Source organism: Paenibacillus sp. SRL342, from assembly GCF_984798905.1.
Genome location: NZ_OZ481790.1, coordinates 4,260,159 through 4,276,991 on the forward strand (window position 1 = coordinate 4,260,159; position 16,833 = coordinate 4,276,991).

5 protein-coding genes are annotated in these 16,833 nt (G+C 42.2%); 1 reads left to right on the forward strand and 4 read right to left on the reverse strand.

Annotated elements, in window-relative coordinates; translation table 11 throughout:
* Positions 1–4: 4 nt before the first annotated feature.
* The 4 genes from AC4E8D_RS18610 to AC4E8D_RS18625 all read right to left on the reverse strand — a co-directional run bounded on the left by AC4E8D_RS18610 (position 5) and on the right by AC4E8D_RS18625 (position 15,438).
* Complete coding sequence (locus AC4E8D_RS18610) at positions 5–11,896, reverse strand: amino acid adenylation domain-containing protein (RefSeq protein ID WP_490205063.1); 11,892 nt, start codon at positions 11,894–11,896, stop codon at positions 5–7.
* Between the two features lie 272 nt (positions 11,897–12,168).
* On the reverse strand, positions 12,169–13,374 hold the full coding sequence (gene fabD, locus AC4E8D_RS18615) for an ACP S-malonyltransferase (protein WP_339304686.1): 1,206 nt from the start codon (positions 13,372–13,374) through the stop codon (positions 12,169–12,171).
* A gap of 443 nt (positions 13,375–13,817) precedes the next feature.
* Positions 13,818–14,675: a Cof-type HAD-IIB family hydrolase gene (locus AC4E8D_RS18620; protein ID WP_339304688.1), complete on the reverse strand. Its 858-nt coding sequence runs from the start codon at positions 14,673–14,675 to the stop codon at positions 13,818–13,820.
* Positions 14,676–14,907: 232 nt separating this feature from the next.
* Complete coding sequence (locus tag AC4E8D_RS18625) at positions 14,908–15,438, reverse strand: GNAT family N-acetyltransferase (RefSeq protein ID WP_339304690.1); 531 nt, start codon at positions 15,436–15,438, stop codon at positions 14,908–14,910.
* A 212-nt stretch (positions 15,439–15,650) separates the two neighbouring features.
* On the opposite strand from AC4E8D_RS18625, the gene AC4E8D_RS18630 reads away from it, so the two are divergent.
* A complete protein-coding gene (locus tag AC4E8D_RS18630) occupies positions 15,651–16,808 on the forward strand; it encodes a S8 family peptidase (RefSeq protein WP_490205064.1) in 1,158 nt (385 codons plus the stop codon).
* Positions 16,809–16,833: the final 25 nt, after the last annotated feature.

Sequence of the window (16,833 nt, forward strand, 5' to 3'; positions counted from 1 at the left end):
TAGCTTAGAAGAAATCTACTTCAATTAGATCAGCCAGCGTATCCCCATCTATTAATTCTTCAACCAATTGAATCTTCTTGATTTCAATATGAGGGTCGTTGGCAATGGTTGTTAATATGACCAACAGATTTTGTGACATCGCTTCAATCGTTGTTTTCTCAAATAAAATCGTACTGTATTCAAAGGCCACTTCTAACTTGTGTTGCAATTCGGCAACATACAGCGTTAAATCGAATTTGGATACTCTCGTATTTGGAGCATAAGGCTTGCAGGTTACTCCATCCATCTGAATCTCTGAAGCATCTGTATTCTGCAATACAAACATGGTGTCAAACAACGGATTCCGCCGAGCATCTTTGGTTATATTTACTTTCTCAATCAATTCTTCAAACGGATAATCCTGATTCTCATAAGCGTTCAACATATTTTCTTTCACTTCCAGCAGATACTCCGTGAATGTTTTATCCGCGGCAGGATAATTTCGAATAGCCAGTGTATTCACAAACATCCCCATGACCGGCTCCAGCTCAGCATGTGTCCTGCCTGCAATCGGCGTGCCTACAATGATATCTTCTTGCCCGCTGTATTTAGATAATAGAATCGTATAGGTGGCTAATAGAATCATATATAACGTTGTTCCTGTCCGTGCTTCCATGTTCCTTAAGCCTGGAAGGATGTCTTCCTGCAAAACAATGTCCAATACATCTCCCGCATAGCTTAGCGTTTCAGGTCTTTCGTAGTCTGTTGGCAGATCCAATAGCGGGATACTCTCACCAAACACAGTAAGCCAATACTTCTCCTGCTTTTTCATCCGCTCACTATGAAGCTGCATTTGCTGCCATTCAGCATAGTCCTTATACTGAATTCGAAGAGGAGATAGCTCCTCTCCCTTATAGAACTGGCTAAGTTCAGTCATCAGAAGATGCACGGATAGTCCGTCTGCAATGATATGGTGGAGATCTACCAGCAATACATGACGCTCCTGCTGAAGTTCAATAAGTCCCACCCTCATAAGGGGTGCTTGCCCGAGATCAAATGTGTGAACAAACTGTTCAATTCGATCTTCGATCTCTTCTTCCGTTGAATCGATCAATTCAATTCCAAAGTTCACTTTAGGGTATACGATCTGTTTCGGTTCTCCGTGTATGACTTTGAATCCAGTCCGAAGCGATTCATGACGATGAATCAATTGTTGGAATGCTTCTTCCAATCGGATCCGATCGAGCGATCCTTCCAACATAAACATACCTGACATGTTGTACATGAGTTCCTTGCCGGCTTTGATGCTCATAATGTACATTCTCATTTGCGCCGAAGAAATAGGATAATATTCTTTTTCCTCCACTTGAGGAATGGACACTGATACTTCCTGTTCCATTTGTTCAATAGATTGAGCCATCTGTTCAATGGTCTGCCATTCAAAAACGTTTCTTACCGATATGTGGATATTCAGCTTTTGATTGATTTTGGCGGCCAGCTTGGTCGCACGTAAAGAGTTGCCTCCTACATCAAAAAAACTGTCTTTCACACTGATTTTTTTCACGGCAAGCACATCCTGCCAAATTGGCAGCAACTGTTTTTCCACCCCAGTTTGGGGTTCTATATATTCACTTCCCGTTTGTATGTTTTCTTCTGGACTCGGAAGCGATTTGCGATCGATTTTCCGGTTCGATGTCAGAGGCATGTGATCCAATTGTATAAAGTAGGCTGGAACCATGTAATTCGGCAACACCTTAGAGAGGTTTTGTTTTAACTCTCCCACCGTCAGCGTGGAATCCGCTGTAAAGTATGCACATAACGATTTGTCCCCGTGGTCATCCTTATGTGCAATGACGATAACTTCTTTCACATTCTCTATATCTAACAGTGCTGCTTCGACTTCTCCTACTTCGATCCGGTATCCGCGAATTTTAATCTGGTGATCCATTCTTCCCAAATACTCGATATGGCCATCGGGAAGCCATTTCACCAAATCTCCCGTTTTGTACATTGTCGCTCCCTGGACATACGGATCACGCACAAATTTTTCTGCTGTCAGCTCAGGTAAATTCAAGTATCCCCTACCAACCCCATCGCCAGAGATACATAATTCCCCTACGACGCCTACAGGCTGAACTTTGCCATGTTTGTTTAATACATACAGGCGATTATTTCCTAATGTTCGACCAATCGGTAGGTGAGCTCGTTGATTCGCTGTATCCAGGTGTTCTGGAAGTACACGGTATGTCGCAACATCCACACAACATTCTGTTGGACCGTACACATTAACTATGGCTGGCGGCGTGATCTGATTGAGAGCAAATAATGATGTGATTTCATTTACACTTTGCTGAGAAAGAGCTTCACCGCCAATGAGCATATATTTTAGCGATATGCCTTGAACGTTTTTTGCCTTCGATAGTAATTTCAGGTGTGCAGGCGTACCGTCTGTCAAATCAATTTGGTGGTGCTGATAATAATTCATTAAATCTTGTCCATCCAGTACCGTGTCCTTGTCTACAATAAACAAGGCATGTCCTGACAGCAGTGCGCCAAAAATCTGCTTCACAGATGCATCGAAATAGTAAGGTGCAAGTAGAGCAACATGTAAACCGCTACGCTGATCATCTATAACCTGGCTATACAACGATTTAACCAAGTGATGAACCTGCCGATGTTCGATCATCACACCTTTTGGCATGCCTGTTGTACCTGAAGTATAGATCACATAAGCCAACTGCTCGGAATTCCCTGCGGGTTCCAGATTCGACAGATTAGCTGCATAGGTTTCTTCATCGTTCAAATCCATGATTTGGCCATTGAATGATATCAACTGCTTGAGATGGGTTTGCGTGACTAATAGTGTTGCCCCCGAATCATGCAGGATGTACCGGATACGCTCTTCAGGAGAATCCGGATCAATCGGTACATACGCCCCACCTGCTTTTAGAATGCCAAAGATGCCAACGATCATATCAATCGAACGATCTGTCAGAATACCTACAAATTGATCCTGCTGCACTCCCTCAGCTCTAAGCGTATATGCCAACTGATTCGCCCGTTCATTCAATTGACGATACGTCCATTGCTCATCTCCAAAAGCCACGGCTAATTGATCGGGTGTACGTTCCACCTGTGCTTCGAATAACTCCTGGATGGTCTGATCCCGGGAATATTCTATGTTGGTATCATTAAAGTCATATAAAAGAACGTTCTGCTCATGTTCAGACAGCATTTGAATATCGGACAAGGCTATATCAGGTTCGATCACAATGTCTCTGAGGATGTTGAACAGATGTGTTTTCATCCTGTCGATGGTATCCCGTTCAAACAGCTCCGTCTTGTAATTAAAGTGCATTTCCAGACACTCGTTATCATCCTCAACGATGAACATCAGATCATACAACGATACACCGACATTTAATTCTCTAACTTTAAAGCTGCAATCCTGTTCTTGCCGTTGATTTAACGCGGTATTTAAAAAGATATACATTGTATTAAAAAGTGCTGTCCCGGTGGTATCCCGATGTGTGTTTAATTTCTCTACAAGATTGTCAAAAAGATAGTCCTGGTTATCCAATGCATCCAGGGATTGTTTTTTTATTTCCTCGAGATAGGATCGAAATGACTTATTCCCCACCGGCTGTGATCGAATCGCTACCGTCTGGATAAAGACTCCTATCATATTCTCGACATCCGGATGGTTTCTTCCTGATGTTGGCGTGCCTACAATCATATCTTCTTGATCCGTATATTGATGAAGCAGCACATTATACGCTGCCAATAACACCATAAACATCGTAGTTCCCGTTTGTTTCGCAAGCTTCTCCAGCGACTGCTTCAAGTGCGCGTCCAACACGAATGACAATCTTGAACCTGCCGAAGTCAAATGAGGTGTCCGAACAAAATCAGTAGGCAGATTAAGGTTCGGGAGTTCTCCTTTGAATTGATCCAGCCAATATTTTTCTTGCTGCTTATACAACTCTCCCGCCAGAAATTCTTTCTGCCAAGCTGCAAAGTCTTTGTACTCAACCTCAATTTCTGACATGCTTCTTCCGTCATACGCATCAATCAGTTCATTCGCAAGAATGCCAACGGAATATCCGTCCGATATAATATGATGCATCTCAATGAGGATCTCTGCATGATCATCGCCTATACGAATGAATTCGGCACGTATTAACGGCGCTTTGGAGCAATCAAATGGTTTGGCAAACGTCTTAACATGTTGTTCGAATGAATCAGGGCTTTTCTGAGTTCGTTTCACTTCAAAATCAATCGTTGGGGCGATACTTTGGTACAGCTCTCCATCTATGAGTTGGAAACTGGTGCGAAAAGCTTCGTGACGGTGCACGATTTGTTCCAATGACGAAATCAATTTAGCTTCATCGATATATCCTGTGACCGTGATATGACCGCACATGTTCTGAAACACACTATTCGGCTCAAATTGATCCAGAAAGTAGATCCGTTGTTGTGCAGATGACGTCTCATAAAATTCCTTGACGTCCAATGCCTTAATCGGAATGAATGTTTCCTCGTTCTCGCCTGTAATCAGACTGGCAAGCTGCTTCATACGTTGGTTTTGGAAGAACTGAACGATTGAAATTTTATGGTTAAGCTGCTCATGTACCTTGGAAAGCATGACTGTCGCCTTGAGCGAGTTTCCTCCGAGATCAAAGAAGTGATCATTTCTCCATACTTGATCGAGGGATAATACGTCCTCCCAGATCAAGGCCAGCTTTTTCTCCACGTCATTGACTGGAGACTCGAATATGGCTGCATGATTAACGTGAGGAAGACGCTCCGTAACATACCGATTGTACATCTCTTGTAATTGATCCTGTTGCTCGGATGAGAACAACGTCAAAGACGAGATTTCAGCCTCTGGATGACTCACCATATGTTGCAGCAAACCTTTAAATCCTTCAGACCACAGTTTCATCATCTCAGGTCCAATGAGATCGGTATTGTAATCAAAATCCAGGTACAATTCATGGCTAACATCCGTAATATTAAGAAACAAATCGTAAGAAATATGTTTGATCGGATACGACATGAATTCAGTCTTGATATTTTCAAATTGAAGATGATGAATCGTTCTGTCCATATTGAATAAAATCCGGGTATCCGGTGCAGTCATATGAGCAAGCTGTTCGGATACGAGGGTCAATGGAACATGCTGATGCTTCATGACAAGAGCCAGCGTTTCCTTGAGCTGAAGAACATGCTCTACAACGGACTGCTTCGTTAACAAGGCATGATGAACAGGTACAATGTTGACACAGTTGCCAATCAGCGCATTTTTTCGCATGTGAGACTGACCCGCTGTAGGCACGCCGATGACAAGGTGACACTGCCCTGTTAGTTGATGCAAATATAAATGAAACGCTGCAAACATCGTTACAAACAAACTGCTCTTATTATTGATGCTTAACGTTCGCAAAGACTCTGTTAATTGATGATCCAGCTTGATGGAATATCTTTCACCGTCATATCCCTTGGGCACATCATCGGACGGTGCCGTTGGAAGTGTAATGTTGGGATAGGATAAGGAAAATTGTTCTTTCCAGAACTGGACTCCTTCGGTAAATGACCCTTTTTCATGTTCAAGTCGTTGCCAGCTTAAATACTCACGGAATGGAGTGGCTTCAGGTAATTGAACCGGAACTCCTCGGACCAGAGCAGAATAGGTATGTTCCAACTCTTGAATGAATACAGCAATCGACCAGCCATCTACAACAATATGATGAAATGTCAGCACCATAAGGTATTGATCAGTTGCCTTTTTAAGCAAGGTGATTCTAAATAGAGGTTCCCCAGACTGTAAATTGAAGGCTTCATTTGCATCGGCAGATAACCAATTGGAAATTTCCCGTTCTTGATCCTCACCCGCATATGCCGAGAAATCCAACCATGTACATTGAAATTCCATTACGGATCTGATTTGTTGTGTTTCACGATCGGCATGAATGACTGTTCTCAGGGCTTCATGACGCTGTGCGATTTGATTCACGGCCTGATCTAGTGCAGAAAGCTTTATGTCGCCTGTCATTTTTAAAATAACACTCTGGTTTAATGCAGCATTCGCATCTTTCCCATGTAATGAAGTTAACAATAATTGTTTTTGCTCTAAAGAGAGCGGATATTCCGACATGGGCGATTCACCAGGGATAAAACCCCACTCGCGAAGTTCATGGATCGTCTCTTTCACAATTCTGATTATCGTATCCATGTCACCTATGGAATGCACCGTTGATATAAAACAGTTACGGCCTTCCCAAATATATAAACCTTTATAGATTAAATGGTAGAAGAATAATTCCATATCTCCAAATGATATAAATCGAAATAAAGATCCATAGTTCACCATTTGCATCGGTACATTCGCTGTTTTGAAAAACGTATTTAATTCTTTTACAAGATAATCTGTTTTTTCATTTAATTCCTTATATAAGGTTTCTGCTTCAGATTGAAGATACTGTAGTACCGTTAACATCACTCTCATCGTAAGAGGGTGTGTACAGAAGGTTCCACCGACAAACGTTTTCTTATCTGCATCGGAAGGGTAAGAATCATCACCAAAGTTCCAGGTTCCACCATCTACCGGATTCATAAATTCAGCTTTACCCGCGACTATGCCAATAGGCAGCCCGCCACCGACCACTTTTCCATAGGTAACCAAATCTGCCTTAACCCCAAACCAATCCTGTGCTCCACCCAGACCAATTCTAAATCCAGTGATGACTTCATCGAAAATAAGTGCAGTCCCAGTTTGATTTGTTATTTCTCTAAGTTCCCGTAAGAATTGTGTTGGCTGCATATCAGGTCTTCGACTTTGCACCGGCTCTACAAGCACAGCAGCCAATTCATCACCCAGGTTCTGAATCATATCCAGGGATTGCGGATGGTTATAATTAAGAATAATCAAATCTTCCATAGCGCTATTTACAATACCAGGAGCCATAGGCAGTGCAGACGATAAAGCATCCCCAGGATTCGCTACACCCAACACGCCGTCATGTGTACCATGATACGATCCGGAAAATAATACAACTTTCGAACGCCCCGTTGCCGCCCGCGCTAAACGAAGTGCAACCATAACAGCTTCTGTTCCTGAATTATAAAATGCGACACGCTCTACACCTGTCAGCTCGGAAATTTTAGCTGCGACATCTCCTGCCAAGTCTGACATAGGGCCCAATGGGGGCATCTGTTCCTGAAGACTTTGTGCCATTACATTTCGAATAAAAGCGGGATTATGTCCAAATAGATTTACACCAAATCCCATCGTCAGATCCAAATACTCATTCCCATCCATATCCCATATCTTAGATCCCTCTGCACGCGTTGAAATAATGGGATACACCATTTCCTTCCAATACGAACGAAATCCGGACACATTGCGATTATTCGCATGAACCAAACGTGTTTGGCCTGTTTTTAATTTGGAGCCTTTGGTTCTTGCGGTATACTTGGCTATAAATTGTTCAACATACTGGTTCTGAAGCGGTGATAATCCGCTCTCTTCATGAATCTTCAACGATTGATACGGTATAAAAGGTTTTTTTTCTTCCTTCGATTCCGAATCCGGTTGGATCTCTTGGGTTGGTTTGGTTTTATGATGTTTCATCTCCAAAAGAGGCGATTGAACAGTATTCATTTGCTCGCCTAACAGCACATTCAAACTTTTTAATTGGGACTCCATAAGCTGAATTGCAGACATCACAATTTGTTCCGACACATTCCCTGAGGATTTTGCCGTGTTTATATTGTTCACAGATGCCAGATTTTGTTGTTCAGCATGCTCCTGAACTGTTTGATTATTTATATTTTCAGATACATCATGATGCTTTATATTCTCTGACACATATTTAACTAAGGAATTAATATTTGTAAGGGTTTCAAAAAACATTTCCATAGGGATATCCAAGCGGAACAGCTCTGAGATCTCCTTCTGAATTTGCACAAGAATGATGGAGTCCAATCCCATTTGGAGAAAATGAGCTTGATGATCCAGCTCTTCCAACTTCAAACCAGATGCACGACTGATGCTTGTTTTAATCTTTAATTCAATATCGTTTATATTTATCTCCATTTGAACCTCATTCCTCTCTGACCTATGTTCCGCTGGTATCGTATGTTTGACTTCAATCCAACACCGCTTCTGCTCAAATGGATATAGAGGCAATGGAATTTTCCGAATGACTTCATGATTATAAAATCTTTCCCAATCAATCACTGCCCCCAGTGTATATAACTGACCGAGTGCATTTAAAGATTCTGCCTTTCCCTGAACATAGAGATGATCGGTATCCAGCGTCTTGTCCTTCTTGGCGTAACCAAAATAGACATTGGGCAGCTTGTCCTTTCCCATTGCAATGTGATGCAATTTTTCATGTAATTCTTGTGTACTCATTATTACAATGGCAAGTCGATAATCCAGATTAGCCCTTCCCGTACTGGCTGTATAACAGATTTGTTGAATGGAAACATCTGTGTGATCGGTTAGATATTCATGATACGTTCTGACCAATTCATCCAGCGCCCGTTCCGTAGCAGCAGACAGAACAAATAGATTAGGCTCTTGGGACATTCTTTTATCTACGGTTGGGGAAGGAACATATTCTTCGAGAACCACATGCGCATTGGTACCACTGAAACCAAAAGAACTAACCCCGCATCGTAATGGACCCTCTTTTTCACCAAAATCCATTAGTTCCTGATTCACATAAAAAGGTGAAGCTTCAAACTTAAGCAGGGGATTAGGCTTGTCAAAGTGAACCAATGGTGGAATCTTTCTATGTTGAAACATAAGAATAGATTTAATTAATCCAGCGATCCCCGCCGCTTCAAAACCATGTCCAATGTTAGCTTTGGCAGATCCGATTGCACAAAATTGTTTCCGATCCGTATATTTCTCAAAAGCTTTACGCAAAGCATTGAACTCAACCGGATCACCTAATTTGGTCCCTGTTCCATGTGCTTCAATAAAGTTAAGCGTATCAGGAGAAATGCCGGCTTCTTTCCATGCCTGTTCGATCACATTGGTCTGTGACTCCGGGCTAGGTGCTGTAATTCCTACCGTCTTGCCATCCTGATTAATCGCACTTCCCTTAATCACACCATAGATATGATCCCCGTCCTTAATCGCTTGCTGCATTGGCTTCAACATGACCGACCCAACACCTTCGCCAAATCCCGTGCCGTTGGCATCTTCGCTAAATGTTCTCGTGAATGCATCTGGAGATTCCATATCCAGTCCGATACTTATCGGTAATAATGCCGTTCGAATGCCTCCTGCGATTGCCATTTCACAGTCTCCAGCGAGCAATCCTTTACATGCCATGTGAACAGCAACAAGTGAGGAGGAACAAGCGGTATCAATTGTTAAGGCCGGGCCTTTTAAATTCAGGAAATATGCAATTCTGCTCGCCAGTACAGATGGTAAATTTCCAATGATATAATTTTTGAGTTCTGCGGGGTAACTCGCCGTCACGAGCCGTTCGTAATCATACCCAACTTTGGAATACCCCACGTACACGCCCACATTTCTTCCATTGATTCCTTCCCCTGCATACCCAGCATCTTCAATCGTATGCCATGTCGTTTGCAAGAACATCCTTTGATTCGGGTCCATAAATTGTGCAGTTTTTGGGGTTATGCCAAAGAAAGAATAGTCGAATTGATCAATCTGATCCAAGTAACCACCTTTGATCCATTGAACTTCGCTCAATTCACTTCGCATGGATTGTATATAATCCGCAGCGTCTTTTATCCGACTTTCAGGGTAGTCCCGAATGTTATGCGTTCCATTTTCCAAAACACGCCAAAAATCGCTTGCATTTGATGCACCAGGGAGATTCAAAGACATACCGATAATAGCAATATCTTTGGATGGCGTATGATCCTCTTGAGTTTTGTTGACTTGCATGGTCTCGCTGTAACCTCTAGCCAGATATGCTGCCAATTCAGTTATCGAGGGATAGGTAAAGAGGTCCGTAACAGCAAGCTCTTCTCCATATTTTTGTTCTATACGTTCAGCGATTTGGGCCAGCTGTAATGAAGTTGCACCCATATCAAAATAGCTATCCTCAAGTTCAACCTTTTTCCCAACCAGCACTTCAGAAAATAGTGAAGTTAATTCACGTTCCATGACTCGAACCGAAACAGCTGCCTTTTCTTTTGACTTGTCATTGTCATTCTTGATCCAGTCATGGATGAATGCAGATTCTGTTGAGAATTTGCCTGCTTCATACTGCTTGGCCAACTGATAGCGCTGGATTTTCCCACTTGTTGTTTTGGGTAATTTTTTGATGGGTAGTACTTCTTTGACACTCCATCCCCCATGTTTATATAGATGTCTTTTGATTTCTTTAACAAGCGGCAAGAAGTGTTCGATCTTTTTTTTGTACACGACAAACACAATAATTTCTTCACTTTGACTATTCGAATCATACACACCACAAGCAGCAACTCTTCCGAGTTCAATATCATCTAATTGGATGGCAACACGTTCAATGTCATGGGGATATACATTTTTACCATTGATAAAGATAATGTCTTTTTCCCGCCCTGTTACAACCAGTTTTCCGTTCATGATAAAACCCAGATCTCCTGTATTCACCCATCCGTCGTGCGTTAATAACTTCTCCGTTGCTAGTGAATTGTTATAATAACCTTGGGTGACGTTATCCCCCTTGATTTGAATTTTTCCAATAACCAAATTGGGAACACTGTTCATTTCCTCATCGCAAATTCTAACATGGCAATAATCAATTGCTTCGCCAACGGCAACAAATGATGCCACATGTTCAGCATGTTTCTCGACTTCGATGACACGCTCCCCCAAGTTCAGATGATCCCGGTGAACGTACACCGCAGTAAACTCTTCTTCTACCTTGGGAAAGGAGACGGCAACAGAGGCCTCTGCTAGTCCATATACGGTAAACATGGCTGTTTTCTTTAAGTGATATGCTGACAATACATTTAGGAATTCATCACACACTTCGGGTAATATAGGCTCTGCCCCATTATAGATGACTCTGACAGATGACAGATCCCATCCCTCCGCTTTGTCTTCGCGAAAGAAATTCAGAAAGTATTTATAACCAAAGTTAGGGGAAGACAGTATGGTTGCTTTGTGTTCATTTACTTTTTTCATCCATAGAATCGGTTTGCGAATAAATAATTCCGTTGGGAGCAAATATTGATGAATTCCTGCCACGAGGGGTACGAGATGAAATCCAATCAAACCCATATCATGGGTAAGGGGCATCCAGGAGAGAAAACTATCGTTTGAACTAATTTGTGTGCCATTAATAGCAGCACAAGTATTATAAATCAGGTTTCGATGGGTGAGCATCACGCCTTTGGGGTCTCCGGTTGATCCAGAAGAAAATTGAATAAATGCCAAGTCATCAGACTGAGGTTCAACTATATTATTAATAGATTCATAATGATATATGGTGTCTTGGATTATATCCGTTCTAACTTCTAATTGATGATGGAAATCAAGCATGTCATGTTCCAAAACAAATCTCTTCATTTTATCCAGCACCTTCTCAGATGCAATCATGAAAGGGTTATTTAGCAAATTCCAAATACGGCATACTTTCAAGTTTTGTTCTTCATCTTCACCAATACTTACAGGGATAGGGATCATTCCACCGAGTATACAAGCCCAGAATGCGACTAAAAACCGTTTGTTTTCTTGGATCTGAAAAATAATTTCTTGTTTAGGTTTAATTCCGATGGCTTGTAGATAACCTAAATACCCTTGTGCCTCAGTAAATAATTGATGATAAGATATAAAAGTTTCTCGTTTGTCCGCATCGATAAAACGAATACCACGGTCCGTTATTTTACTTCTGTCACGGATAACATCCACCAATGTTTGAAACTGATTAGTATACATATCTCTCCTCCAAATGAATCATCTCTAACAAGCTTATCTAATTATTTACACATATTTCAAGCAAAATTTTACCATAGAAATATATGTAAAATCAATCAATTTATTGTTACTATATGGTAAAAAATAGAGATTGATTCGTGAGTTATTGACATATTTAATACCAAACATCTGAAGTTTCAACAAGTTTAGATGCATTAAAAGACAAAAAGACTACCTTATAAAAAGGCAGTCTGTCGCTGTAATATAGATCTTGCAAAAGAACAGTTCGGGTACTAGATTGCATCAATCAACGCGGTTCCATCCAATGGAATTTTCTTTGCTATAATAATGGAATGACATACCTGTAGAGCATCATTTATCTCTTCTTCACCGAGTTCGTATCCATTCTTGTGTATTTGTTCCTGTACCCGTTGTAAATGATGAAATAATGGCTCAACCATTTTGGCATATGATATCGAATCTTGGTTATAATTCCGTGAAGTGAGTGCGGTTACCATTAGTTCTGATAACAACTTTTTACGAATCGTTAACCGTTTATTTTTCCTTTCTTGTATATTTGTAAGCATTAGTAAATCGGAAGGTTGACTTAGCGAGTAAGGTACAATACGCTTCGTTATTTTACTCATAAGACTAACTAACACATGTTTAGAACCCAACTCTATAACTTCACTAACCCCATTTGCAACCAGATAGCGCATAGACTCTGACCATCTTACAGGCATCGTCATCTGCATGTTTAAGTAATCCACGACAGATCGATCAGACTCATAGGCTGCTGCTGTAACATTGGAAATAATCGGGTAATTTGCATGGGCATATTGATATTGATCCAATTCAACTTTGAATTGTTCTGCTGCGGTTTGCATCATGGGTGAATGATAGGGACCACTTACATTGATATAAGAATGTTTCGTTCCCAGAGTTTCTGTCCTTTTAATAATTTCTTGTATAGAGTGCCGATGTCCCGAAATGACAAACTGCTGGTCAGCGTTCATACAAGCCACACAGGCAGGGCGCTCGATCGTGGAAACTTGTTCGCATATGTTTTGAAGTGTATCTAAATGAATACCTGAAATGGCGGCCATGGTACCTTTCTGATCCGGGTCTGCATTGTGCATAATGATCCCTCGTTGTCTCACAAGTTTAATAGCTTCACGAAAAGATAGAACACCAGCGCATACCAGAGCCGAATATTCTCCCAAACTATGCCCAGCCAAATAAGCGGGTTCCATCCCTATTTCTTGCATATACACCTGATATGCTATGACACTAACAGTCAAAAGTGCAGGCTGAGCATTCATCGTCATTGTCAAATCAGCCATGCTACCTTCAAAACATAACTTTCTCAAATCGAAAGAAATGGCATCACTGGCTTCTTCAAATAACTTCTTAGCCACATCGAAGTTATTCCAAAAGTCTCTCCCCATTCCAACTATCTGAGAACCTTGTCCAGGAAACAACAGAGCTACATTACTCATCCAGCATCCTCCATGTATCAACTTTATATTTTATGCACTTCGATAACTAAAAACCAATAAATTCCTTGTTTTCAAAATTTATAATAAACTTTCATTGGGAGTTATGCAAATAAAGTCAAAAGGAGGGTCACCTATTCCTATGAACGGAAAAAAATTCGTGATTCTTTTTGGGCTCCTTGCTTGCCTCTGTGATGGAACATTTGGTGCTGTCCTTTACTGGATCTTGTCTGTAGTCTGAGTAATAATGCAAATAGACACCTCCATTGAGGAGATGCCTGTTCTATTCTGATCTGATCATTCAAGACTCGCGATTCTCCTTACCTGGAATCCTATACTGCAACGAACGTGAAAAAAAGACCCTGCAATAATATGCAGGATCTAAAATAAGGTTTGGGACAAAGGGTGTACGTATTAACTGTTTTTCAGATTGCCTCATTTCTTTATCAAGTGATCAATCCATACTTCACAAAACTATGATACAATCCATCTTCCTCAACTGTTCCAGTAATATCATCTGCAATGGCTTTGAGATCTGGCTTTGCATTACCCATGGCAATTCCGATGTTACAATATTCCAACATCTCGGCATCATTCATGCCATCACCGATGGCAAAAGTATCTTCTTGGGACATGCCCAGATGCTTCAGCAGATCGGCGATCGCAATGGCTTTGTGAATGCCAGGGATCATCAGTTCACCACTTCCTTCACCAAAGATCGGCACAGTGCACTGAATGACTTCGAATTTCCCTTCAAACTCTTGCTTGATCCGCTCAAACGGGATGACTGAGCTCTCCAAGAAACATACTTTATTCACATCATCCTTGTACAGGTCCGCCTCACCATACGTTAATCCGGCAATAAACGGGTGCGGTTTCAGTTCCTTCTTCTCTCTGGCTACAGGGTCATTCTCCACATCACCGTAGATGCGGCGTTCCAGATGAGACTGCAGATTGTTACTCGCATACAATGCCGAATTGGATTCAAGGTAGAAGTCAATGCCATTTTCATTAAAGAAATCGACCATATGTCGAACATCTTCCGCTGTTACCCTTTTGTGATATAACACGTCCTTGCCAAACTCCACATAACCCCCACCTGCACCAATCAGACCATCGAATCCGACATCCCAGATGGAATCATAAATTTCTGCTTTGGATCGGCCTGTACATAAATAGAGCAGATGTCCGTTCTCTCTGGCCTGTTTACAAGCCTTCTGTGCTGACAACGGAATGTTTCCATCATCGTCAACCAATGTGCCATCAATATCAATAAAAACAATCTTTCGCTTCGTTTCGTTCATCTGCCTAGCCCCCATCATGTATGTTGTCTATGTCTAACCGAGCGAGTGCCGACAGGCATTTTCCTTATACAAAATTACCTATTCCGTGGTGTTCGCTGATCGATCAACTTCTCCAAAAATTCGGCAAAAGAATCCGCGTATCAAAATAGTAATATTCATCCTCGTCCGGTACAAACAGCTCCAGCTTCCCATTACCATCACAATGTCATTTTCCTTCAATAAATTCCAAAGGTCACTTACAAGCCAACTTGTCCATATGTACAGTTTGCCAGTCATCATCCTGTTCAGCAATAACCGTAAACCCTTGGCGTTTCCAGAAATCTACGGCACCTGGCAAGAAGCGATGTGTATGCAAATACAGTGTCGTATAGTGCATATCCTTTACCACATTCTCCAGTTCCTTTAACATCATCGAACCAATGCCGTATCTGCGATACGCAGGATCTACATAACATTTTACTATTTCGGCTGCAGACTGGGCTGCATATCGACCATCCACAGCTTCAATACGTCCATCATATGGTAATATCCCAATAGAACCGACGATCCCCGCATCCCCCATCATTGCAACAAGAAAGATCGAACCATCGGAGTCCAGATAATGTTCTCTGAACTGCTCGAAGTCCACAGGCAATTTCGTATGATCCATCATCGGAAACACTTCTCTGCGCACACGCATGGCAAAATCAATGGCATCATGAATCTGGTGTGTCTGAACTGGTGTGACTGTCGGTATACCCTGAAGTTGTGTCAATAAATCCACATTCCTTATCCTCTGTATTAGGAGCTGCTTCTTGCCCCTTCCTTAAAGCTTGTTCATGCCAGTATCTGCTCTCTTCATCTCATCTTACCGAACTTATCCCTTCCTATCAACCTATCTACACTACTAACCAAATTGCAAGAGTGCCCACGCCGTCTGATAGAGTTCGCATACGATAAGGCGTGTCACAATTCATATTGGAGGGATAAACGCTCATGTGGTTATGGTTAGGTGTTTTTGCTTTCATTTTGCTAGCAATCGTGTTCGTGTATCGTTATCTGGACCAACTTGCTGAGAGCAGGTTTCACCCTCACGCTCCCAAGCAGCTCTTAGTCCAATTCAAGGAGGGTACAACAGATGATGAGATGCACACACTTCACAAAAAAGGGAGATGTAAGGTCGCTGAGACCTATGAAGATTTAGGATGGTACCGTGTGGAATCCCGCAAAAAAATGCACCGGATGCTGAAACATTACAAAGATCATGAGCTTATTGAACATGCAGAGCCGAATTACCTCGTTGAGGCATCCTTCACTCCCAATGACCCTTTCTTTCCTTATCAGTATAACCTGTCCAAAATCAATGCACCCGCTGCATGGGATATTACTCAGAGTAACAGCTCTGTCAAAATCGCCATTATCGATACTGGTGTACAGTTGAACCATCCAGAATTGGCCTCCAAGCTCCTCCCCGGTTATGATTATGTTGATTATGATAACATCCCTGAGGACGGGAACGGCCACGGCACCCATGTAGCCGGGATCGCTGCCTCCGTAACCAACAATGGTGTGGGCATCGCCGGCGCTGCACCACTCGCATCCATCGTTCCGCTCCGGGTACTGGATAACAACGGGCAAGGAACGATAGGTAATGTCGGTAACGGGCTTGTCTTTGCTGCCAACAACGGTGTACAGGTTGTTAACCTGAGCCTTGGTGGGCCAATGGGAAATGCTTTCCTTCAAGCTGCCGTACAGTATGCTTGGGATCGAGGAGCTGTGATTATTGCCGCAGCCGGTAACGATAACACTTCATTCCCAATCGTACCCGCATCGTATCCCAATGTGATTGCTGTCGCTTCAACCAACCCTTCCGATCTCAAATCCAATTTCTCCAACTACGGTTCCTGGGTCGATATGGCTGCACCGGGTGATACCATTCTATCCACATACCTGGGAGGTTCCTATGCCTACCTTAGCGGTACGTCCATGGCTGCCCCACATGTGGCTGGAGTGGCTGCACTTCTCGCTGCACAAGGGAAAACAAATGCCCAGATTCGGGATGCGCTGTGTTTCGCTTCTGATCCGGTATCAGGCTCCGGGATCTACTGGACATATGGTCGACTGAATGCTTATCAGAGCTTGCAGGTGCCATAATACACCTACTATCGCTCATGATTGC